The sequence below is a fragment of the Priestia sp. MDV22-iso46 genome (assembly GCF_058629175.1).
Map to the genome: position 1 here is coordinate 309,629 of NZ_JBZVWT010000002.1, position 21,893 is coordinate 331,521.

General features: G+C 39.9%; 21 protein-coding genes. 16 read left to right on the forward strand and 5 right to left on the reverse strand.

The window, feature by feature from the left end:
• The first annotated feature begins 12 nt into the window (after nucleotides 1-12).
• The 10 genes from AC4NPH_RS13520 to rnz all read left to right on the forward strand — a co-directional run bounded on the left by AC4NPH_RS13520 (nucleotide 13) and on the right by rnz (nucleotide 12,189).
• Nucleotides 13-1,131 (forward strand): tripeptidase T, encoded by a 1,119-nt coding sequence (locus AC4NPH_RS13520; RefSeq protein ID WP_013059108.1) that lies wholly within the window; start codon nucleotides 13-15, stop codon nucleotides 1,129-1,131.
• Nucleotides 1,132-1,356: 225 nt separating this feature from the next.
• A complete protein-coding gene (locus AC4NPH_RS13525) occupies nucleotides 1,357-2,718 on the forward strand; it encodes an NAD(P)-dependent oxidoreductase (RefSeq protein ID WP_013059107.1) in 1,362 nt (453 codons plus the stop codon).
• A 21-nt stretch (nucleotides 2,719-2,739) separates the two neighbouring features.
• The gene (gene preA, locus AC4NPH_RS13530; RefSeq protein ID WP_013059106.1) at nucleotides 2,740-4,020 is read left to right on the forward strand and encodes an NAD-dependent dihydropyrimidine dehydrogenase subunit PreA; all 1,281 of its coding nucleotides are present in this window, start codon (nucleotides 2,740-2,742) and stop codon (nucleotides 4,018-4,020) included.
• Nucleotides 4,021-4,039: 19 nt separating this feature from the next.
• Nucleotides 4,040-5,458: a dihydropyrimidinase gene (hydA, locus tag AC4NPH_RS13535; RefSeq protein ID WP_013059105.1), complete on the forward strand. Its 1,419-nt coding sequence runs from the start codon at nucleotides 4,040-4,042 to the stop codon at nucleotides 5,456-5,458.
• Nucleotides 5,459-5,491: 33 nt separating this feature from the next.
• Nucleotides 5,492-5,704, forward strand: coding sequence for a hypothetical protein (locus AC4NPH_RS13540; RefSeq protein ID WP_013059104.1), 213 nt, complete (start codon nucleotides 5,492-5,494; stop codon nucleotides 5,702-5,704).
• Nucleotides 5,705-6,099: 395 nt separating this feature from the next.
• Nucleotides 6,100-6,291: a hypothetical protein gene (locus AC4NPH_RS13545; protein ID WP_013059103.1), complete on the forward strand. Its 192-nt coding sequence runs from the start codon at nucleotides 6,100-6,102 to the stop codon at nucleotides 6,289-6,291.
• Nucleotides 6,292-6,430: 139 nt separating this feature from the next.
• The gene (locus AC4NPH_RS13550) at nucleotides 6,431-8,062 is read left to right on the forward strand and encodes a PucR family transcriptional regulator (protein ID WP_013059102.1); all 1,632 of its coding nucleotides are present in this window, start codon (nucleotides 6,431-6,433) and stop codon (nucleotides 8,060-8,062) included.
• Nucleotides 8,063-8,269: 207 nt separating this feature from the next.
• Nucleotides 8,270-9,739, forward strand: coding sequence for a CoA-acylating methylmalonate-semialdehyde dehydrogenase (locus tag AC4NPH_RS13555; RefSeq protein WP_013059101.1), 1,470 nt, complete (start codon nucleotides 8,270-8,272; stop codon nucleotides 9,737-9,739).
• Between the two features lie 93 nt (nucleotides 9,740-9,832).
• Nucleotides 9,833-11,191 (forward strand): aspartate aminotransferase family protein, encoded by a 1,359-nt coding sequence (locus AC4NPH_RS13560; RefSeq protein ID WP_013059100.1) that lies wholly within the window; start codon nucleotides 9,833-9,835, stop codon nucleotides 11,189-11,191.
• A 68-nt stretch (nucleotides 11,192-11,259) separates the two neighbouring features.
• The gene (rnz, locus tag AC4NPH_RS13565; protein WP_078082163.1) at nucleotides 11,260-12,189 is read left to right on the forward strand and encodes a ribonuclease Z; all 930 of its coding nucleotides are present in this window, start codon (nucleotides 11,260-11,262) and stop codon (nucleotides 12,187-12,189) included.
• A 28-nt stretch (nucleotides 12,190-12,217) separates the two neighbouring features.
• On the opposite strand, the gene namA is transcribed toward rnz, so the two are convergent.
• A complete protein-coding gene (gene namA / locus AC4NPH_RS13570) occupies nucleotides 12,218-13,234 on the reverse strand; it encodes an NADPH dehydrogenase NamA (RefSeq protein WP_097812615.1) in 1,017 nt (338 codons plus the stop codon).
• 137 nt (nucleotides 13,235-13,371) lie between these two features.
• Entirely contained in the window at nucleotides 13,372-14,220 is an 849-nt protein-coding gene (proI, locus tag AC4NPH_RS13575) for a pyrroline-5-carboxylate reductase ProI (RefSeq protein ID WP_013059097.1), read from the reverse strand.
• A 268-nt stretch (nucleotides 14,221-14,488) separates the two neighbouring features.
• Between proI and AC4NPH_RS13580 the strand changes: the two genes are divergently transcribed.
• Both AC4NPH_RS13580 and AC4NPH_RS13585 read left to right on the forward strand, forming a co-directional pair.
• Entirely contained in the window at nucleotides 14,489-15,445 is a 957-nt protein-coding gene (locus AC4NPH_RS13580) for an MBL fold metallo-hydrolase (RefSeq protein ID WP_013059096.1), read from the forward strand.
• A gap of 23 nt (nucleotides 15,446-15,468) precedes the next feature.
• Nucleotides 15,469-16,263, forward strand: a complete 795-nt coding sequence (locus tag AC4NPH_RS13585) for an SDR family NAD(P)-dependent oxidoreductase (protein WP_013059095.1) — start codon at nucleotides 15,469-15,471, stop codon at nucleotides 16,261-16,263.
• A 73-nt stretch (nucleotides 16,264-16,336) separates the two neighbouring features.
• Here the strand turns inward: AC4NPH_RS13585 and AC4NPH_RS13590 are convergent, their stop codons facing one another.
• On the reverse strand, nucleotides 16,337-16,552 hold the full coding sequence (locus AC4NPH_RS13590) for a CDGSH iron-sulfur domain-containing protein (RefSeq protein WP_013059094.1): 216 nt from the start codon (nucleotides 16,550-16,552) through the stop codon (nucleotides 16,337-16,339).
• A gap of 130 nt (nucleotides 16,553-16,682) precedes the next feature.
• Between AC4NPH_RS13590 and AC4NPH_RS13595 the strand changes: the two genes are divergently transcribed.
• Entirely contained in the window at nucleotides 16,683-17,021 is a 339-nt protein-coding gene (locus AC4NPH_RS13595; protein ID WP_013059093.1) for an iron-sulfur cluster biosynthesis family protein, read from the forward strand.
• Here AC4NPH_RS13595 and AC4NPH_RS13600 read toward each other — a convergent pair.
• Nucleotides 17,018-17,929, reverse strand: a complete 912-nt coding sequence (locus tag AC4NPH_RS13600) for an alpha/beta hydrolase (RefSeq protein ID WP_064472112.1) — start codon at nucleotides 17,927-17,929, stop codon at nucleotides 17,018-17,020. The two genes, AC4NPH_RS13595 and AC4NPH_RS13600, sit on opposite strands and share 4 nt — an antisense overlap.
• 68 nt (nucleotides 17,930-17,997) lie before the next feature.
• Nucleotides 17,998-18,894 (reverse strand): hydroxymethylglutaryl-CoA lyase, encoded by an 897-nt coding sequence (locus tag AC4NPH_RS13605; RefSeq protein WP_098239141.1) that lies wholly within the window; start codon nucleotides 18,892-18,894, stop codon nucleotides 17,998-18,000.
• Between the two features lie 177 nt (nucleotides 18,895-19,071).
• Between AC4NPH_RS13605 and AC4NPH_RS13610 the strand changes: the two genes are divergently transcribed.
• The 3 genes from AC4NPH_RS13610 to AC4NPH_RS13620 all read left to right on the forward strand — a co-directional run bounded on the left by AC4NPH_RS13610 (nucleotide 19,072) and on the right by AC4NPH_RS13620 (nucleotide 21,873).
• Entirely contained in the window at nucleotides 19,072-20,259 is a 1,188-nt protein-coding gene (locus tag AC4NPH_RS13610; RefSeq protein WP_013059090.1) for an acetyl-CoA C-acetyltransferase, read from the forward strand.
• A gap of 235 nt (nucleotides 20,260-20,494) precedes the next feature.
• Nucleotides 20,495-21,184: a CoA transferase subunit A gene (locus tag AC4NPH_RS13615; protein ID WP_013059089.1), complete on the forward strand. Its 690-nt coding sequence runs from the start codon at nucleotides 20,495-20,497 to the stop codon at nucleotides 21,182-21,184.
• Nucleotides 21,185-21,204: 20 nt separating this feature from the next.
• On the forward strand, nucleotides 21,205-21,873 hold the full coding sequence (locus tag AC4NPH_RS13620) for a 3-oxoacid CoA-transferase subunit B (protein ID WP_016765510.1): 669 nt from the start codon (nucleotides 21,205-21,207) through the stop codon (nucleotides 21,871-21,873).
• The last annotated feature ends 20 nt before the right edge of the window (nucleotides 21,874-21,893 follow it).

Genomic DNA, 21,893 nt, shown 5'->3' on the forward strand with positions numbered 1-21,893 from the left:
GGATTACATATTATGATTAATGAACAACGAATCGTTGATTTATTTATTGAATTAGTACAAGTAGACTCAGAAACAAAGCATGAAGAAAAAATTGCTGTTGTACTAAAAGAAAAATTTACCGCATTAGGCGTCGAAGTAGTAGAAGATGATGCCAAAGAAAAAACGGGCCACGGAGCCAACAACTTAATCTGCACACTGCCAGCTACAAAAGAAGGCGTAGACACAATCTACTTTACTTCTCATATGGATACAGTCGTACCTGGAAAGGGTATTAAACCATCTATCGAAGATGGCTATATTAAAAGTGACGGCACGACAATTCTTGGAGCGGATGATAAAGCAGGCTTAGCAGCAATGCTAGAAGCCATCACCGTATTAAAAGAAGAAAACATCGCGCACGGCAAAATTGAATTTATTATTACAGTAGGAGAAGAATCTGGCTTAGTGGGCGCTAAAGCTCTTGATTCTAGTCTCGTAACGGCAAAATTCGGCTATGCTTTAGATAGCGATGGCAAAGTGGGAGACATTATCGTTGCTGCGCCGACGCAAGCAAAAGTAAATGCAACAATTTATGGAAAAACAGCTCATGCAGGTGTAGCTCCTGAACGAGGCGTTTCTGCTATTACGATTGCTTCAAGAGCCATTTCTAAAATGCCGCTTGGACGTATTGATGAAGAGACTACAGCGAATATTGGACGCTTTGAAGGTGGAACGCAAACGAATATCGTGTGTGACCGCGTCGATATTTTAGCAGAAGCTCGTTCATTAATTCCAGAAAAAATGGAAGCACAAGTAGCGAAAATGAAAGAAGCGTTTGAAACAGCTGCACAAGAAATGGGCGGACGTGCAGAAGTTGATATTAAAGTGATGTATCCAGGCTTTAAATTTGGCGATGGAGATCATGTTGTCGAAGTTGCTAAAAAAGCCGTGGCTAATATCGATCGTCCTTCACGCCTGCTTCAAAGCGGAGGCGGAAGCGATGCAAATGTAATCGCAGGCTTTGATATCCCAACAGTAAATTTAGCAGTTGGTTATGAAGACATTCATACAACAAATGAAAAAATTCCGGTAGAAGAACTGGTGAAGACATCTGAACTAGTAGTGTCGATTATTAAAGAAGTAGCAAAATAATAGTTGCAGCCTTGCTTTTATATAAAAGCAAGGCTTTTTACATAGTGAATAGTAAATAGTCTGAATTTTTTAACATAATGTATAATGAAGAAAAGACGGTCGTTTTGTACAATAAAGTTAGTAATACATTTTACCAAAGTAGAAGTTGAAAATAACGTATATAAAAAATATGTAAGCGCTTTCAATTTTAGTTTTATCAACAGATATCCTTGGGAGGTTGATGCAATGCGATCACAGGAAAGTTTGCAGTCCATCATTCAAAACTTTAATGAAGTAGAAAAAGGGTTGTCAAATAGAGAAGCAGTCGAAGAATCTAATCGATGTTTGTACTGTTATGATGCACCCTGTATTCAGGCATGCCCTACAGGAATTGACATCCCGACGTTTATTAAAAAAATTGCATCGGGCAATTTAAAGGGGTCTGCCGAAACGATTATGTCTTCTAATCCCGTAGGAGCAAGCTGTTCAAGAGTTTGTCCAACCGATGAACTATGTGAAGGAGCGTGTGTACTTAACCACTCAACCAAACCAATTATGATTGGGAATTTGCAGCGCTACGCAACGGATTGGGCTATTCAAAATGAACAGGTGCTGTTTGAGAAAGGAAGAGCAAACGGCAAAAAGGTAGCAATTGTTGGTGGAGGTCCGGCGGGTCTCTCTGCAGCAAGAGAACTGGCGCGATTTGGATATGACGTAACCATTTTTGAAGCGGAAAAACAAGCAGGAGGGTTAAATACATATGGAATCGTGTCGTTTCGTCTTCCTCAAGCGATTTCATTCTGGGAAGTTGAACAAGTAAAAAGCTTAGATGTAAAAATTAAAACAAACGTAAGAATTGGAGAAGATATTCTTCCAAGTGAATTGCTGCAGTCGTATGACGCGGTTGTATTAGCTATTGGTATGAGCAAGGTGCCTTCTCTACATGTTGAAGGTGAAGAGCTAGACGGTGTGTATGACGCGATTGATTTTGTGAAAAAAACGAAGTCAGAAGCGTTATCAACAGAATTTGTGGGTAAGCGTGTTGCCGTCATTGGCGCGGGAAATACTGCGATTGATGGTGCTACGTGTTCCGTGCGCTTGGGGGCTGAAAATGTTCAAATTTTATACCGTCGTACACGAGAAGAAATGACGGCTTATGATTTTGAATTTGAATTTGCGAAACAAGATGGTGTTGAATTCCGCTGGTTAACGGCTCCTATACGAATTATTGGAGATGAAAATGGTAAGGTGAGCGGGATTGAATGTGTAAAAATGACCCTAACAGATCCAGATGCAGACGGCCGCAGGAAGCCTGTTCCTGTTGAAGGTTCAACATTTACCATTCCAGTCGATGCTGTTGTTAAAGCAATTGGTCAAGAACGGTACCTGTCTTTGATTCAAAAATTCCAGCTGCATCATGAAGACGGAGTTGTCTTAATTAATCAAGAGACGTTTCAAACTTCAAATCCAAAAGTATTTGCTTGCGGAGACGTTATTTTTGGTAAAGGGCAAGGAGAAGCAATGGTTGTGACCGCTGCTCAGCAAGGAAAACAAACGGCGTTAAATATTCATATGCAGTTAACAAAAGAAACAATGGAAACAGCTTAAAATCAGGAGGAGGAGAAATCTATGGCAGATTTAACAACAAATTTAGCAGGTATTCAATCACCAAATCCGTTTTGGCTGGCATCCGCACCGCCAACCAATTCAGGTTATCAAGTGCAGCGTGCATTTGAAGCAGGATGGGGAGGCGCAGTTTGGAAAACGCTTGGTGATCCGATTTTAAATGTTTCCTCTCGATTTGCTGCCGTTGGCTTCAACGGTCAGCGCGTAGCCGGCTTTAATAATATTGAGTTAATCACCGATCGTCCGCTTGAAGTTAATTTGAAGGAAATCTATGAAACGAAAAAGAAGTTTCCTAACCACGCAATTATTGCCTCTCTTATGGTAGAACCTCAGCAAGAAAAATGGCATGAGATTGTCAAAAAAGTAGAAGACGTAGGAGTGGATGGATTAGAGCTGAATTTTGGCTGTCCGCATGGAATGGCAGAACGAGGGATGGGTGCTGCCTCTGGGCAAGTCCCTGATTTGGTTGAAAAACAAACGCATTGGGCTAAAGAAGTTGCCCAAACGCCGGTTATTGTTAAATTAACCCCAAATATCACAGATATCACCGTTACAGCAGAAGCAGCGGTTCGAGGCGGTGCTGACGCTGTGAGCATGATTAACACTATTAATAGTTTAGCAGGAGTAGACATTCATTCATGGAATACAATTCCACACGTAGCAGGAAAAGGCGCTCACGGAGGTTATTGCGGCCCGGCTGTTAAGCCGATTGCATTAAATATGGTCGCTGAATGTGCAAGAAGTCCGTTTATTAACGTTCCAATATCAGGTATGGGAGGCGTTTCGAACTGGCAGGAAGCCGTCGAATTTATGCTCATGGGTGCTACAGGTGTGCAAGTATGTACAGCTGCTATGCATCACGGGTTCCGCATTGTAGAGGATATGATTCAAGGTCTCAATTATTATTTGGATGAAAGAGGAATCGAAAAAGTAAGTGATATTGTAGGGAAAGCCGTTTCAAAATATTCCGACTGGGGCAACTTAGATCTCAATTATAAAGTAGTGGCTCGCATCGATCCGGATACGTGTATTAACTGCAATAAGTGTCATATTTCTTGTGAAGATACTTCTCACCAATGTATTGATATGCTGAAAGACCCTTCAGGGAAATCTTATTTAAAAGTAAGAGAAGAAGATTGTGTAGGCTGTAATTTATGTTCGATTGTATGTCCGGTGGACGGGGCTATATCCATGGTTGAATTACCGAATGAACAGCCTCCAATGACGTGGAATGAACGCCAAGCTGCTTTACAAGCGACGGCTGCACAGCGATTAGATGTATAAAGACAAAGGGGATGAAGAAATGAAGAAAATCGTTAAAAATGGTGTGGTAGTCACAGCAACAGATACGTATAAAGCCGATATTTTAATTGAAAATGGAGTTATTTCAGCAATTGGCTCGGCATTTGAAGAGCAGGGCTGTGAAGTGATTGATGCAAAAGGCAACTACGTATTTCCAGGAGGCATCGATCCTCATACTCATTTAGATATGCCGTTTGGAGGCACCGTTACAAAAGATGACTTTGAAACAGGTACAAGAGCAGCAGCTTTTGGAGGTACGACAACTGTTATTGATTTTTGCTTAACCAATAAAGGCGAACCGCTGCAAAAAGCGATCGGCACATGGCATGAAAAATCAAAAGGAAAAGCGGCTATCGATTATAGCTTTCATCTAATGATTGGCGAAATCACGGAAGATGTATTAAATGAGCTTCCTACGATTATTGAAAAAGAAGGAATTACTTCTTTTAAAGTGTTCATGGCCTATAAAAATGTTTTTCAAGCAGACGATGCTACCCTTTATCAAACGCTAGTGCAAGCTAAAAAACTAGGGGCGCTTGTGATGGTACATGCTGAAAATGGAGATGTTATTGAGTATTTAACGGCACAAGCACTAGAACAAGGACAAACCGATCCTATCTATCATGCACTGACTCGTCCTCCAGAAATAGAAGGAGAAGCTACGGGAAGAGCCGCGGTGCTAACGGAGCTGGCTGACTCACAGCTCTATGTTGTTCACGTGTCGTGCGCTGAAGCGGTTAAAAAGATTGCTGAAGCAAGGGAAAAAGGCGTAAATATCTGGGGCGAAACGTGTCCGCAGTATTTGACGCTTGACCAAACCTATTTAGAAAAACCGAATTTTGAAGGAGCAAAATACGTATGGTCGCCGCCTTTACGTGAAAAGTGGAACCAAGATGTTTTGTGGAATGCTCTGCGTAACGGCGACTTGCAAACGATTGGATCAGATCAGTGTTCGTTTGATTTTAACGGTCAAAAAGATCTGGGAAAAGGAGATTTTACGAAGATTCCAAACGGAGGTCCTATTATCGAGGATCGCATGAGTATTTTATTTTCAGAAGGAGTAGTGAAGAAACGAATTAATATAAATCAGTTTGTTGATATAACATCAACAAAAATTGCTAAGCTGTTCGGACTGTACCCGAAAAAAGGAACAATAGCGGTTGGCGCAGACGCGGATCTGCTTATATTTGACCCTTCTGTTGAACGTACGGTTTCAGCAAACACGCATCATATGGCAGTCGATTATAGCGCATTTGAGGGAATGAAAGTCACAGGTGAGCCGGTTTCAGTACTTTGCCGCGGGGAATTTGTCGTAAAAGATAAGCAGTTTGTCGGTCAAAAAGGCTACGGACAATTTACAAAACGAGCAAAGTTTAATGAGTTAAACACGGCGAACGAAGCTGAAAAATTAATGTTATAAAAACAGATGAAGAAATAGATCGGGGGCAGGGAAATGTCAAGTTACCATGAATATATGGCAGAACGAGAAAAGATTGATTTTTTGCTGCAAAAAGGATTCAAAATAACAGCCGTAACAGAGAATCTAAGCGGGGCATTTGTGACGTTTGAACGCACCGAAAATAACCAAGCCGAACAAGAAACCCTTCATATATTGACGGCGGATGCTAGAAAATATTTTTCATCCGTACTGATTCAACAAGTATAAAAACGAAGGCTGGGACAAAATTATTTTAGCTGAAGGAAGATCCGAACGATGAATCGTTCGGATTTTTTTATTGGTAGGGTGAACGTAGATTTCATGTATGTAGGTGCTTCTGGCTGTTGATTGGAGTAATTTAATCATGTTTCAATCTCTTTATTTGTTTACTAATACCTATAAGTTTTTTACTATATTGGCTGACAAAAGTGATCCGTTTTTGTGTTTTTTTCGTTTTGGATGTGAAACAAAATAACTAGATATTATCCATTCACTGTATTACAGTTGTTACATTTCGTTTACATCGAAAGAGAAAAGGTTTAGTTATCTAGTAAATTGTAGTAAATATTATAGTAGAACGTTTTCAAACTAAATCTATTAAATACGAAAAGGGTGTGACACGGATGGATCAAGCTACGCAGTGTATGACACAGGAAGAAACAAAAATTATTGATAAATTAAAAATGGAAATGTTAAATGCAGTGTCACTACAAGATTTGCGTTTTTATAAAAAAGAAATTCACCGAATTAAAGAACAAGCGGTTAAACGCCACGGTTTTTTTAATAAATTACAGCAAACAGCTCAGAAGCTGTAACGATCCATTATCGTTACAGCTTTTTTCGTTTCTTTTATTAAATATTTTATTTCTTCTAAATATTTAATATAATGTAAGAAGATATAGCTTTTGTTCTACACATATGCGAAATACGCGTTAATGATCCAGGAGACATGATGTGAAATTCGCTAGGGGCGGTGTTGACTTGAAATCATATTTAACAGTAACAGAGATTTTAACAAGGAAACATTTTGTAAACTGTGAAGTAATAGCTGGAGAGAAAGGGCTTACTAATTCTGTGAAGTGGGTGCACGTGATGGAAGTGACGCGCATTAATGAGCTGCTAAAAGGAAACGAGCTCATTTTATCAACAGGGGTAGGCTGGGGAGAAGATTCTCAATCTTGTTTATCATTTCTTCAGCAATTAATTTCTTGTAAGGCATCAGGACTGTGTATTGAACTTGGCACTTATACTTCTAAGATTCCGCAAATTGTTATTGATAAAGCGAACGAATGTGATTTTCCGATTATTTTATTTCACGAGGAAGTTCCGTTCGTTGAAATTACACAAGATGTTCACTCGCTTTTAATTAATCAGCACTATCAAATGATTTCCGATTTAGAACAGTATTCTCATAGGCTAAATCAGCTGCTGTTAACAGTTAATGACCCAGCCGTCATCTTACAGTGTTTATATGAATCTACGGGGCTTCTTGTCGGCCTTAAAGTTTCAAATGAATTGCTTACCTTTGCTCCGGAGATGGACTTGCTCAAACAGCAGCTTCTACTTCATTATATAAGCAGGGAAAATGAAAGTCCGCATTTTACTGAGCAGCCTATTCATTTATTAGGACAAGATTATGCTCAGCTGTATGTTGCTTCTATAAATGAAGCCTTAACAGAACTTGAAGTGCTCACCGTTGACCGAACGGCGACTGCACTTGCTCAGCATTTTTTGAAGGACCTGTATGTCGAAGAGAAAAAAAGAGTAGATGAAACCGAATGGATGACGAAATGGATGAACGGAGAGTTAACTCTTGAACAAATAAAAGACTCTATGCACGAAGTGTGTTCAGATTCGCCTATTCGCGGAGGTGTCGTTGTTTGCTGTAAGTGGCAAAGGCGGGAGAAGTTTGATCGAACGTATTTTAAGCTGATCTTGCGAAGCATTTTTGAACAAGAAGGCTTTCACTTATTAGTCTCCGAGCGAAATCGCGAAGTATTATTTATTCTTTTGAACAAACGAATGGTTAGCACGTGGAGAGAGAGATTAGAAAACAGCCTTCATCGCTGGATGAATCAATATGAATCGGATGAAAATTCAAAGAGGAACGCCATTAGCTTTATCGGAATTGGCCAATACTGTGAACAGCTTGACTGCATGCATAAAAGCTATGAAACGGCTAAAGAAACAATTTCGATTCAAGAAATGCTGCAAAAACAAACCATTATTCATTTTTATGATGATTTGCATATGTACCGGATTATTTCGCTTTTACATCAGCATGAAGACTTACAGGAAGTGGTGTTTGAATATCTGCAGCCCGTTATTACATATGATGAAACGTATAATGCAAAACTCATGGAAACATTAAAAATTTATTTAGCATGCAACGGTTCTAAACAAGAGACGGCTAAGCGTTTATACATTGTCCGGCAAACGCTGTATCACCGTATTGAAAAACTAGAAAAGCTGCTGGGTGAAGACTTTATGGAGCCGGAAAAACGACTGGCAATTGAGTTTATGATTATGGCATATGAATATTTGTTTATGATGAAAAAGTCGCGCGCGGAATTTATAAACGGATAAGTAAGCAGCTGGAAACAGCTGTTTTTTTATGTTGAGGCTGATTTTACTATATGTTCATTTTAGTTCATGCTTTCTTCGAGTTCACTGCGCAAAATGTGAAACGAGAATCTAGAGTTGTTTCACATTTTGTCTAATGCAACCACCATTTATTTATTCAATAATAAAGGTAGATTTGTCATTTCTTATTTTTTGAGGAGGCCAAGCGATATGTCAGTTGTGAATAATGATACGCAAGTTTTAAAAAATTACGTGGGCGGAAAATGGGTTGATACGGCAGGGGGAAAATTTGGAGAGGTAATTAATCCATCGACGGGCGAAATAATTGCAAAAGTACCGCTTTCTACAAAAGAAGACGTAGCCAATGCGGTGGAAACAGCGCAAAAAACATTTGAAACATGGCGTAACGTTCCTGCTCCAAAACGAGCAAGATTAATGTTTGCGTTTCAGCATTTACTAGTTAAGCATCATGAAGAGTTAGCTAAATTAGTTGTACAAGAAAACGGTAAGGCTTTCAAAGAAGCTTACGGTGAAGTACAGCGCGGTATTGAATGCGTGGAGTTTGCCGCGGGTGCTCCTACTTTATTAATGGGGGAATCATTAAATAACATAGCGGAAGAAATTGATTCTGAGATGTTCCGTTTTCCACTGGGTGTCGTTGGCGGCATCACACCTTTTAACTTTCCGATGATGGTACCGCTTTGGATGTTCCCTCTTGCAATTGTATGTGGAAATGCGTTTGTATTAAAACCGTCTGAGCGAACGCCGCTTTTAGCAACGCGACTTGCTGAACTTTTTACAGAAGCAGGAGCACCGGATGGATTATTAAATATTGTGCACGGGGCACACGATGTCGTGAACGGATTAATAGAGCATGAAAAAGTTAAAGCGATTTCATTCGTCGGATCGCAGCCGGTAGCAAAATATGTTTATGAACAAGCCGCTGCTCAAGGGAAACGAGTTCAGGCTTTATCTGGAGCTAAAAATCATCATGTTGTGATGCCAGACTGCGATATGGATAAAGCGGTATCACATATTATCAGCTCGGCTTATGGAAGTGCCGGCCAGCGATGCATGGCTTGCAGCGCCGTGGTCGTGGTTGGTGAAAAAGGCGATGAATTCGTCGCAAAATTAAAGCAAAAAGCAGATGAATTAATTATGGGAAGCGGCTTTGATGATGAAGTGCTTCTAACGCCTGTGATTCGAAAAGAGCACCGTGATAAAGTGCTGGATTATATTGAACTTGGCATGAAAGAAGGGGCGGAACTCATTCGTGACGGACGTAAAGAAATGGATGAGCATACGGAAGGCAACTTCTTAGGGGCAACAATTTTTGACCGCGTAACTCCTGATATGACCATTGCTAAAGAAGAGATTTTTGCACCTGTACTAAGCTTGCTTCGCGCTGACACATTAGATGAAGCACTTCGCTATATGGAAAAATCCCGTTTTGGAAATGGAGCAACGATTTATACAAAAGATGCAAAAGCGGTGCGTCAATTTAGAGAAGAAGCAGATGCGGGTATGCTCGGTATTAACGTAGGAGTACCTGCTACAATGGCCTTCTTCCCATTCTCCGGTTGGAAAGACTCTTTTTACGGAGATTTGCATGTCAACGGCAAAGACGGTTTGAACTTCTTTACACGTAAAAAGATGGTTACATCACGCTTTGACTTTTAACATATAGATGAATATAGCAAGTGGCTTCGGCATTTTGTCGAAGTCTTTTCATACAGAAAAAAATACCGCGCTAGCGATTTGGGAGTGGATAAGATGGTACAGGTCAGTCAAAATGAAAAAGATCTGCGTGCAAAAGATGAGCAGTATGTATGGCATGGAATGAAACCATACAGTCCAGATGCAACGATGGTAGCTACAAAAGCAAAAGGTGCTTGGATTACAGATGAACAAGGAAATCGCTATTTAGATGCAATGGCAGGGCTTTGGTGTGTAAATACTGGGTATGGACGGGATGAGTTAGCGCTCGCAGCTTATGAGCAGCTAAAAGAACTGGCTTATTTTCCACTCACTCAATCTCACGTACCTGCTATCAAACTGGCAGAGAAGCTAAATGAAATGCTAGGTGATGACTATGTTATCTTCTTTTCAAATAGCGGATCTGAAGCAAATGAAACGGCTTTTAAAATTGTGCGTCAGTATCATCAGCAAAAAGGAGAGCATTCTCGCTACAAATTTATTTCGCGTTATCGAGGGTATCACGGAAATTCAATGGGCGCACTAGCAGCAACGGGCCAAGCTCAGCGTAAATATAAATATGAACCGCTTGCCCCTGGCTTCATTCACGTTGCCCCGCCTGATTCGTACCGAGGGCAAGATGACTACGATGCACCGAAAGAGAAGCTTCAATCTGTAAAAGATATTGACAATGTTATGACGTGGGAGCTAAGTGAAACGATTGCCGCTGTTATTATGGAGCCAATTATTACAGGAGGAGGAATTCTTTTACCGCCTCAAAATTATATGAAAGGCGTAAAAGAAACGTGTGAAAAACACGGTGCACTTTTAATTGCAGATGAAGTTATTTGCGGCTTTGGACGTACAGGGGAAGCCTTTGGTTTTATGAATTACGATGTAAAACCAGATATCATTACCATGGCAAAAGGAATTACAAGCGCATATCTTCCGCTCTCTGCAACTGCTGTTAAAAAAGAAATTTATGAAGCGTTCAAAGATAGCGATCAGTACGAGTATTTTCGCCATGTTAATACATTTGGAGGAAGTCCAGCTGCGTGTGCACTGGCATTAAAGAATTTAGAAATTATGGAGAGAGAAAATCTTTTTGGCCGTTCTAAACAGCTCGGGGCTTACGTATTAAGTGAGCTAACGCCGCTTATTGATAGCCACCCATATGTTGGAGACGTAAGAGGTAAAGGGCTTTTAATTGGAATTGAACTTGTAGCTGATAAACAAACAAAGGAACCGTTAGACGTTAATCTTGTAAATGAAGTGATTGCTAAATGCAAAAGCAAAGGAGTCATTATTGGGAAAAATGGAGCAACGGTGGCCGGCTATAATAATGTTCTCACGCTCTCGCCGCCGCTCAACATTGAGGAAAGTGATATTGAGCTGTTATTAGCTACTATTACGTATGCGCTTGACAGCATCAAATAGGTAAGTTTGCAAAAAGCCTGTATAATATACTTACAGGCTTTTTGTGCGTGTGAAGGAGGAAGTAGAAAATGGAATTGTTATTTTTAGGAACGGGTGCAGGAGTACCGGCGAAACAGCGGAATGTTTCATCTCTTGCGCTCGAACTTTTGCAAGAAAGAGGGGCGGTGTGGCTTTTTGATTGCGGAGAAGCAACGCAGCATCAAATTTTACATACAACCGTTAAACCAAGGCGAATTGAGAAAATTTTTATTACGCACCTTCACGGTGATCATATTTACGGATTGCCTGGATTCCTTGGAAGCCGTTCGTTTCAAGGCGGAGAATCGCTGCTTACTGTATACGGGCCAAAAGGAATTAAAGAATTTATTGAAGTCACGCTGGCTGTAAGTCAAACTCATCTGCAATATCCTCTAGAGATTGTTGAAATAGAAGAGGAAAGTGAAAGTGGAACGATTTTTGAAGATGAAACTTTTTCAGTGGAATTTGGCAAGCTTGAACATGGCATTTTATCTTATGGATATCGAGTTGTCGAAAAAGATTTGCCAGGATCACTGGACGTTCAGCGTTTAAAAGAGATGAATATTCCCCCAGGGCCTCACTATCAGCAGTTAAAAGAAGGGAAAGAAGTAGTATTAAAAGATGGGCGCCTTATTAATGGACAAGAGTTTGTAGGAGAGCCTAAAAAAGGGAAGGTTATCACGGTTTTAGGAGATACAAGAAAGTGCATGCAAAGTGTTCAGCTTGCTATGCATGCGAATGTGTTAGTCCATGAAGCTACTTTTGCAGCGGGAGACGAGGAGCTTGCTTACAACTATTTTCATTCCACTGCAAAAGAAGCCGCTGAAATTGCTAAAACAGCATCGGCCGAGCGTCTTATTTTATCTCATATTAGTTCGCGTTACCAAGGAGACGCAGTCAGCCGGCTAGCAGAAGGAGCAAAAGAAATTTTTCCGAATACCGACATAGCAGAAGACTTGAAACGGTTTACGATTTCATAAAAAAAGACGAGGATATCCTCGTCTTTTTTTACCATCCGCGTTCGTACTGAACGGGTGCTGAAATTGTTTCATTTAGTTCTTTTGCCGCCGTGCGCGGGAAGTACGGATCGCGCAGAAGTTCGCGCGCAACAAAAATTAAATCAGCGCGTTCGCTTTGCAGAATCTCTTCTGCTTGTCGTCCAGTTGTAATTAATCCAACAGCCCCTGTATCAATATTAGCTTGCTGTTTGATTTTGTCTGCAAACGGCACTTGATAGCCAGGGTATACGTTGATTGGAGCGTGTACCAGAGCACCGGAACTAACGTCAATTAAGTCGACGCCTTGTTCTTTCATCCATTTTGCAAATACAACGTGATCATCTACTGTTAATCCGCCTTCTGTATAGTCAGAAGCAGAAACACGGACAAATAAAGGGCCGTCCCACTCTGTTTTCACAACTTCAATAATTTCCTTTAAGAAACGATAGCGGTTTTCAGCGCTGCCGCCATATTCGTCGCTGCGCTTATTGCTTAGCGGCGATAGAAATTGATGTACTAAATAACCGTGTGCCGCATGAAGCTCGATAATATCAAACCCAGCTTCTTTTGAACGTCGAGCGCTTTCTTTAAAGGCAGAAATCGTTTCTTGAATTTGTTCTGTGGTCATTTCCACAGGTTTTTTACTTTTATCATCAAAAGCAATAGCGGAAGGAGCATAAATATCGCCTTCAACAGTTGCTTTACGTCCTGCGTGTGCAAGTTGAATAGCTGTTTTTGCACCGTTTTCTTTTAGCTGTGTCACAAGTTTCGTTAATCCATCTCTTTGTTCATCATTCCAAATTCCCAAGTCTTGAGCTGAAATACGACCTTGTGGCACGACAGCTGAGGCTTCAACCATAATGAGACCTACTTGTCCAACCGCACGGGTTGTGTAGTGAACCATATGAAAGTCGGTTATTACGCCGTCTTCCTTTTCGCATGAATACATGCACATTGGTGACATTACAATTCGGTTTTTTAATGTTACATCTTTCACTGTATAAGGTGAAAATAGTTTTGTTGTCATTTGGTTTAACCTCCAATTATTTCGATACTCTAAACAAAAATTATTATATCACCGCCTTGAATTTTCTTTCACATAATCTGCTTATCCATTTTTAATCATAAAAAAACCTCTTTCTTTTTTTAGAAAGAGGTGAACCTCTACGAACGTTTACTTGAGATTTTTTCGTCAATCGTATCTCCTAAATATTTGGAGCGAATTGTAGCTTGTTCAATACACTGCATCATGGCTTCTTGGAAGTTATGAGAAATAAGCTGTTCAATTCCTGCTTCTGTTGTGCCGCCGGGACTCATCACTTCTTTTCGAAGTACGGCTGGCGTTTTAGGTGACTGTTTTAGCATTTCTGCAGCACCGATAAGAGTTTGAAGAATTAGTTCATTTGACACTGACGTATCCAAGCCTTGTTTTTCAGCTGCTTTTTCCATTGCTTCTACTAGATAGTAAACATACGCTGGGCCGCTTCCAGATAGTCCTGTTACAGCGTGAAGCTGCTCTTCCTCTACAGTTGTAACCGTACCAATCGTTTCAAATAAAGCAGTAGTAACGTTCATATGCTCTGCTGTAGCAAACTTGCCGGGTGCAATGGCTGTAGCCGATAATCCAATAGAGGCCGATGTATTTGGCATAGCTCTTACAACCGCTACTTCTTGGTCAAACAAGTTTACAATTGTGGCAGTCGATACACCTGCTAAAACAGAGAGAACGAGGTGGTGCGGACGAATATAGGACTTAATCGTATCGATGCTTTCCGCTACGTCTTTTGGTTTAATAGCAAGCACGACGATATCGCTTTTTTCGATTAACAAGGCATGATTACGCGTAATGTTAATTTCATAGGCGTTTCGAAGTTCGTGAAGTCTTTTATCGTTGCTATGATTTGTTACGGTGATTTGATTGGGGCGAAGCTTTTTATCTGACAGCAGCCCTGAGATCATTGCTTCAGCCATTGATCCAGCTCCAATAAAGGCGATGTTTAGATCCGTTTTCATTAAAAGTTCCTCCAGTCATTTGCTATCCAATGAAAACAGATACTGAGATTTCAGTATCTGTTAAAGGTTTGTGTTTGTGTATCTCTTCTTTATAAAATGCATAGTTATCTAAAGATATGAATAAAACTTCACTATATTTCTGTCATTATGCAATGAAAAAGAGAAGGATGTCAATGTAATTTTCAGAAAACGAATGCAATTGTATAAATAACAGGAAAAATCGTGTAAACTTAAAAGAAAATGCGATGGTAAAGGAGCAAAAATACAGATGAATGAGCAATTATATAAAATTGTGCTGCCTACTCCTTTTGCGGTAGGAGATGTGAATGTTTTTGTTATAAAAGGTCAGACCGTTACGCTAATCGATGCTGGTATTAAGACGGAGGCAGCGTGGTCTGTATTTAAAGAAAAGCTTAATGAAATAGGATTAAAACCAGATGATATTAAGCAAGTTGTCCTAACTCATCATCATCCTGATCACGTAGGAATGCTTGATTTTTTTGATAAAGATATCGCCATAGTCGGTCATGCGAAAAATCAGCCTTGGATCTCCCAAAATCCAAATTTTTTTGAGTGGTACGATGCGTTTTTTGAAGATCACTTTATGAAAGCCGGCGTAGATGAAAGGTTTCGCCCTTATTTAAAACGTTTAAAAGCATCAATGAAGTATTCATGTCACCGTTCTCTTACAACTTCTGTTCAGGAAGGAGATTACATTCCGGGCCTAGAGAGTTGGAAAGTACTTGAAGTACCCGGTCATGCTCAAAGCCATATTGCATTATACAATGAAAGAACAGCGGTTATGATTGGAGGAGATTTACTGTTAAAGCATATTTCATCTAATCCGCTCATTGAACCTCCTATGAAACCAAGCGGCGAGCGACCTAAAACGCTTCTTCAATATAATCATTCATTAAGACGTCTTCTTGACTTAGAGATAAACTGTATCTATACAGGTCATGGAGATGAAGTGTTACATGTTCGCCAACTTGTACAAGAGAGGTTACAAAAGCAGAGCGACCGAGCGGATAAAGTGCTTAGCATGATAAAAGAACGCCCTCAAACAGCGTTTGATATTTGCAAACAGCTATTTCCTACTATTTATGAAAAAGAACTAGGGCTAACTCTTTCTGAAACAATTGGTCAGCTCGATTTTTTAGAAGATGCAAATAAAATCAGTACACATGAAAAAGAAAGTAAGCTTATTTATTCTGTGTGCTCTTAACTTATAAAAAAGGTGTGTTATATTTGAAATCCTCGTTAAAGAACCAATATGTCGTGATTACAGGCGCTTCAGGAGGTCTTGGAGAACATTTAGCTTATGAAGTGGCCAAAAGAGGGGGCGTCCCCGTTTTGCTTGCACGTACAGAAGAAAAGCTGCACCGAGTGGCCGAGCAAATTAGTCAAAAGTATGGGATTACCTCTTACATATATAAAGCTGACGTAGCGAACGTAGAGGAAGTCAAAAGAGTCGTTCAGAAAATGATGAGTGAAATTAAGCGTGTTGATGTCCTGATTAATAATGCAGGCTTTGGTGTATTTGAAGAAGTGAAAGAAGCATCGATTAAGACAATTGCCTCAATGTTTCAAGTCAATGTTATTGGATTAATTGCATGTACACAAGAAATTTTAGCTTATATGCTAAAAGAAAACAAAGGACATATTATTAACATTGCTTCTCAAGCAGGCAAACTTGCAACGCCTAAATCCAGTGGCTATTCAGCTTCTAAACATGCCGTGCTAGGGTTTACCAACAGCCTGAGAATGGAATTAGCGAAAACAGATATCTATGTCACGGCAGTGAATCCAGGTCCTATTCAAACCAACTTCTTTTCAATAGCAGATCAATCAGGAAACTATGAAAAAAGTGTAGAAAAGTTTATGTTAACCCCTCAATACGTAGCTGAAAAAACGGTCAATATTATTGGGAAACCAAAACGAGAAGTCAACTTGCCTAAGTGGATGAATATAGGTTCGAAGATGTATCAGCTTGCCCCGGGGCTCGTAGAAAAATTGGCAGGGGATGCGTTTAATAGAAAATAACCTGTGCTTTAACCACAGGTTACCAATGTTTTTCGTTAACCGTTTTGTTCAGTAAGGCTGTATTTCTATAAATCTACTGCTCGTCTAAAATTTTTGCAGCGCGCACACAAGAGTCGAATTTTCCTTTATGGTTTCCGTCGCAAAAGGGCATCTTTTGCGACTGGCCACATCGGCATAGTGAAAATGTCGGCTTTGTTTCAAATTTGTTGCCGTCTGCATCAATTAATTCAACGTCTCCAGTGACACGGAAAGAGCCGTTATCCATTACTTTAATTTGTACTTTTGACATAGAAAAACCTCCTTTTTGTACACATCTATATGAAGCGCCAGAGTTTAATGAAAGCGAGATGTGTATTATACTCATTATATAAGCAATTTTCGTTTGTTTATACAATTAGTTTAAAAGGAGTTAAAGGAAAATGAATATTACCTTTACTGATAAAGCGATAGCAAAAGTACAAGAAAAGTACGGGAAAGATTCTTCACTATATTTAAAATTAAAATACGATACGGATGGATGCGGCTGTGTCGTGAGCGGCGTAACGACGCTATGGATTGTTGATGAAAAAGAGAGCGATGATGTAACCATCGAGACGAATTTTGTTCCTGTTCTTGTCGAAAAAACAAAGCAAGTATTTTTAGATGATAATATGACGATTGACTACAATGAAAGTGCATATACGTTTATGCTAAAATGTCCTTCTCAAATTTTAAATCCGCGCATGTCATTTATCGATAAAACAAAAGAAGCGCTTTAAAGCGCTTCTTTTTGTATTTTTTCTAAAAATGATTCAATAACTTGTTCATATTCCTCTGGGTTATCAGCATACGAGCGGGCATGAGTGCCTACAGGTGCTAAATACATCCGTTTTGCTCCCATTTTTTTGGCATGCAGCTGCTCCGTCATTTTAGGAAGAATATAGTCATCTTCTTTACTATGGATAAACAGAACAGGATGTTTGATTTGATCTACGACTGAAATGGGTGATACGTCTTTAAACGAGTAGCCTTCTCGCCATTTTAAAATAATATTAGCTGCTGGCATCACAAGCTGTTTGGGCAGGTGGAAATCTTGTTTTAAGCGATAGGCAAGAAGTTCTTCCAAGTCAGAAAAAGGGCAGTCGACAATATAAAAATCAGCTCCGTCTTCCATTCCAGCATACAAAAGAGTGGTCGCAGCTCCCATAGACTCCCCGTGAATCCCAAGGGAAATAGTTGAACCGAATTGTTCTTTTACCCAATGAACAATGGATTGAAGGTCCAGCTTTTCATAATAGCCGTAGCTCGTTGTTTTCCCTTCAGACTTGCCGTGGCGGCGATGATCATAAAGAACGACGTTCCATCCCAGCTTTAGAAAAAGCCGAGCATACTTCATAGAGTTGAGTGAATGAACTGTAACTCCGTGCGAAAGAATCATAAATCGGTTATTGTCGTGTTGTTTAATAACGGTCCCAGCTATGTTATAGCCTAAAGAAGAAGGAAGCACAAATGCTTCTTTAGGAAGAGTGCTATAGACTTTCTCATCATAAAAGCCATCTTCCGTATCGCGATCAATAATAACTTTGTCGGTCTTTTTACGGATGTACATCATTTGATTTGTAAAAAAGATGCCAAGAGCGGCAAATGCTCCGAAAACACTTCCTATTAATAATAGCCATTTTTTCATGATTAGCGGCTCCTTTTGTTAATATAGCTATTATTTATTATAGCATCGCTCTCATAAAAACCTAATTTTTAACGCTGTGCAAACAAAGAGTATTGCTTGCTTTCAATCGGTCTTGAAATGTGAGGAGCGATAAAATCGACCGCTTCGAGCAGCTTTTCTTCATTAATAGAAGTGGAAATACCCATTTCATGAAGCATAAAGACGAGATCTTCCGTAGCTACGTTTCCCGTTGCTCCCTTAGCGAATGGACATCCACCTACCCCGCCAGCGGATGAATCGAACCTGTTAATACCGGCTTGCAGAGCTGCATAGATATTTGCAATGGCTAATCCTCTCGTATCGTGAAAGTGCGCAGCAAGTAGGGTGTGTGGAAAGTTTTGTTTTAATTTCGAGAAAAGTAAAAATACATCTTTAGGGTTTGCCATGCCAATTGTATCGGCAACGCTTAGTTCATTCACTCCAGCCTCCACAAAGCTTTCGCAAAGAGCCAGCACGTCGCGTTCATGTATTTTTCCTTCATACGGGCAATAAAAGGCGGTGGAAATGCAAGTTCGAATAAAACATTCTTGCTGCTTGAGCTGCTGAATGAGAGGAAGCAGCGTTTGTACAGCTTCTTTGGTGTGTTTGTTAATATTTTTTTGATTAAAGGTATCGCTTACGCCAATAAACAGCGCAACGGAGCGGCAATTAGCTTGCAGTGCTTTTTCCAAGCCTTTTTGATTCGGCACAAGTACAATGTTTCGGCATGTATCAGACTGAAATGTATTTGCAACAGTAGAAGCATCTTTCATTTGAGGAACCCATTTTGGAGAAACAAAGGATGTAATTTCGATTTCGGATAGTCCAGCTTCTTTTAATTTTTTGATAAAATTAATTTTTTTATCAGTTGGAACAAAATTTTTTTCATTTTGAAGTCCATCTCGTGGACCAACTTCTATAATTGTTACTTTTTCAGGAAATCCCATAAACCGCTCTCCTCCTACGTTGTAAACGCTTACTAATATTCATTTTAATTCTAAAAAATTAAAATTCAATAAAAATTATAAATTTTTACAAAAAAAGAGGAATTTCGCAAGCGATGTCGAAATTAATACAGGTGACAGTTAATCACAGTAATCAAACAGTAAGGAGAGGTTTTCGACATGGGTCAAACAGAAGTAGTCATTGTAAGCGCTGTACGTACAGCAATCGGCAGCTTTGGGGGAAGCTTACAAAATGTATCCGCAACAACTTTAGGTGGTACTGTAATTAAAGAAGCTTTAAACAAAGTAGGGGTATCAGCAAACGAAGTAGATGAAGTTATCATGGGAAATGTCCTACAAGCAGGTTTAGGACAAAATCCAGCACGACAAGCAACTTTAGCAGCAGGTTTACCTGAAACTGTTTCAGCATTAACCATCAATAAAGTATGCGGATCAGGACTAAAAGCAGTACATCTCGCTACACAAGCGATTCTTGCTGGGGATGCTGATGTGATTGTTGCTGGTGGAATGGAAAACATGAGCCAAGCACCATACTTATTAAAAAATGCACGCAACGGGTTTAAAATGGGCGACCAAAAAGTAGTTGACAGCATGATTCAAGATGGATTATGGTGTGCATTTAACGACTACCATATGGGCGTTACAGCTGAAAATCTGTGTGATAAATATGAAATTACTCGCGACGAACAAGATGCGTTTGCAGCTTCAAGTCAGCAAAAAGCAGAAGCAGCTATTCAATCTGGTCGTTTCAAAGATGAAATCGTACCGGTAGAAGTGCCTGGAAGAAAAGGTCAAGTAACTATTTTTGAACAAGATGAGTTCCCGCGCGCAGGCACAACGGCTGAAAGTCTAGGGAAACTACGTCCAGCCTTCAAAAAAGACGGTTCTGTAACAGCTGGTAATGCATCTGGTATCAATGACGGTGCAGCGGCAGTAGTGGTAATGAGCCGTAAAAAAGCAGACGAGTTAGGCCTAACACCATTAGTGTCAATTAAAGCTAATGCAACTGCCGGAGTAGACCCAAGCATTATGGGAATCGGTCCTGTAAGCGCAGTGAAAAAGGCTCTGGAAAAAGCTGCTGTTTCATTAGAAGATGTTCAATTAGTAGAAGCAAACGAAGCATTTGCTGCACAGTCAATCGCTGTGGATCGTGAACTTCAATTTAATCATGATATTTTAAATGTGAACGGTGGAGCAATTGCGCTTGGACATCCTATTGGTGCAAGTGGTACACGTGTCCTAGTTTCACTTATTCATGAAATGCAAAAACGCGACGCAAAACTTGGGTTAGCAACGTTATGTATTGGCGGAGGCCAAGGCGTTGCAACAATCGTTGAACGTCCTTAATTTGATATAGTTTTAACAAACATTAAAGCTATATCACAACGCCACAGATTCCAAACATACAGCTTTGGAACTCGTGGCGTTTTTGTTTTTCCTTTAATTTGTCTAGTAATATAACTTTTTTGACAAAAAAATGATTAAATTATAATTTTCAGTTATATATATATTTAAAAAGAAATAAAAATCTTTTATAATAGATTAGAAAGCGTTTTCAAAAATAACGAAGGGGTGGTTATGTATGAAACAAGTACATACGTCGTTTAAAGAAGCGGTGAAAGATATTCACGACGGTGCTACGATTATGGTCGGTGGTTTTGGTTTATGTGGAATTCCGGAGAATTTGATTTTAGCGTTAGTTGAAACAGGGGTAAAAGATTTAACCGTAATTTCAAATAACTGCGGCGTAGACGACTGGGGACTTGGACTGCTTCTGAAAAACAAACAAATTAAAAAGATGATTGGTTCTTACGTGGGAGAAAATAAAGAGTTTGAAAGACAAGTATTGTCAGGAGAAATTGAAGTAGAATTGCTACCTCAAGGCACGCTAGCTGAAAAGATTCGCGCCGGCGGAGCGGGCATACCTGCATTTTATACACCAGCGGGAGTGGGAACACCCATTGCTGAAGGAAAAGAAGTTCGCGTGTTTGATGGAAAAGAATATTTACTAGAAGAGGCGTTAAAAGCTGATTTTAGTTTGGTTAGAGCTTGGAAAGCCGATCATATGGGGAACTTAGTGTATAACAAGACAGCGCGCAATTTCAGCCCAATGATTGCAGCAGCAGGAAAAGTGACGATAGCAGAAGTGGAGGAACTTCACCCAACAGGTTCACTTGATCCAAATATTATCCACACACCTAGTGTATATGTTCAATCGTTAATTATTGGTGAACAAGAAAAACGTATTGAGCGTTTAACCGTTCAAAAATAACAAAAGGGGAGAGATTTTTCATGATTGAAAACGGCGTGAACGTGAGAGAGCGAATTGCAAAACGTGCTGAAAAAGAAATTTTGGACGGATTTTATGTAAACCTTGGAATTGGTATTCCAACGCTTGTGGCTAATCATATCTCAGATAATAAAACGGTGGTGCTTCAGTCCGAAAACGGTCTATTAGGCATTGGACCATATCCGAAAGAAGGAGAAGTAGATCCTGATTTAATTAATGCAGGTAAAGAAACCGTAACGGCGACAAAAGGCGCCTCTTACTTCGATAGTGCTGAATCGTTTGGAATGATTCGCGGAGGGCATATTAACATTGCGATTTTAGGAGGAATGGAAGTCTCAAAAACTGGTGATTTGGCAAACTGGATGATTCCTGGAAAAATGATTAAAGGAATGGGCGGTGCAATGGATTTAGTTCACGGAGCACAGCGCATCATTGTTATTATGGAACACGTGACGAGAAAAGATGAGCCTAAAATCTTAAATGAGTGCAGCCTCCCTCTGACAGGAAAAGAGGTAGTGGATCGTATTATTACAGATCGAGCGGTCATTGATATTACGGCAGAAGGTCTAAAGCTTGTTGAAGTAGCGAAAGGCTATACGGTAGAAGATATTCAGCAATCTACAGAGCCAACTTTAATCATTGATGAACATGTAAAACTAGATGCATTTTGATTTTTGGTAACAAAAGCAAG

Coding starts and splice junctions, on each gene's coding strand:
- AC4NPH_RS13520 (WP_013059108.1), top strand. CDS start 13: ATGATTAATGAACAACGAATCGTTGATTTATTTATTGAATTAGTACAA.
- AC4NPH_RS13525 (WP_013059107.1), top strand. CDS start 1,357: ATGCGATCACAGGAAAGTTTGCAGTCCATCATTCAAAACTTTAATGAA.
- preA (WP_013059106.1), top strand. CDS start 2,740: ATGGCAGATTTAACAACAAATTTAGCAGGTATTCAATCACCAAATCCG.
- hydA (WP_013059105.1), top strand. CDS start 4,040: ATGAAGAAAATCGTTAAAAATGGTGTGGTAGTCACAGCAACAGATACG.
- AC4NPH_RS13540 (WP_013059104.1), top strand. CDS start 5,492: ATGTCAAGTTACCATGAATATATGGCAGAACGAGAAAAGATTGATTTT.
- AC4NPH_RS13545 (WP_013059103.1), top strand. CDS start 6,100: ATGGATCAAGCTACGCAGTGTATGACACAGGAAGAAACAAAAATTATT.
- AC4NPH_RS13555 (WP_013059101.1), top strand. CDS start 8,270: ATGTCAGTTGTGAATAATGATACGCAAGTTTTAAAAAATTACGTGGGC.
- AC4NPH_RS13560 (WP_013059100.1), top strand. CDS start 9,833: ATGGTACAGGTCAGTCAAAATGAAAAAGATCTGCGTGCAAAAGATGAG.
- rnz (WP_078082163.1), top strand. CDS start 11,260: ATGGAATTGTTATTTTTAGGAACGGGTGCAGGAGTACCGGCGAAACAG.
- namA (WP_097812615.1), bottom strand. CDS start 13,234: ATGACAACAAAACTATTTTCACCTTATACAGTGAAAGATGTAACATTA.
- proI (WP_013059097.1), bottom strand. CDS start 14,220: ATGAAAACGGATCTAAACATCGCCTTTATTGGAGCTGGATCAATGGCT.
- AC4NPH_RS13580 (WP_013059096.1), top strand. CDS start 14,489: ATGAATGAGCAATTATATAAAATTGTGCTGCCTACTCCTTTTGCGGTA.
- AC4NPH_RS13590 (WP_013059094.1), bottom strand. CDS start 16,552: ATGTCAAAAGTACAAATTAAAGTAATGGATAACGGCTCTTTCCGTGTC.
- AC4NPH_RS13595 (WP_013059093.1), top strand. CDS start 16,683: ATGAATATTACCTTTACTGATAAAGCGATAGCAAAAGTACAAGAAAAG.
- AC4NPH_RS13600 (WP_064472112.1), bottom strand. CDS start 17,929: ATGAAAAAATGGCTATTATTAATAGGAAGTGTTTTCGGAGCATTTGCC.
- AC4NPH_RS13605 (WP_098239141.1), bottom strand. CDS start 18,894: ATGGGATTTCCTGAAAAAGTAACAATTATAGAAGTTGGTCCACGAGAT.
- AC4NPH_RS13610 (WP_013059090.1), top strand. CDS start 19,072: ATGGGTCAAACAGAAGTAGTCATTGTAAGCGCTGTACGTACAGCAATC.
- AC4NPH_RS13615 (WP_013059089.1), top strand. CDS start 20,495: ATGAAACAAGTACATACGTCGTTTAAAGAAGCGGTGAAAGATATTCAC.
- AC4NPH_RS13620 (WP_016765510.1), top strand. CDS start 21,205: ATGATTGAAAACGGCGTGAACGTGAGAGAGCGAATTGCAAAACGTGCT.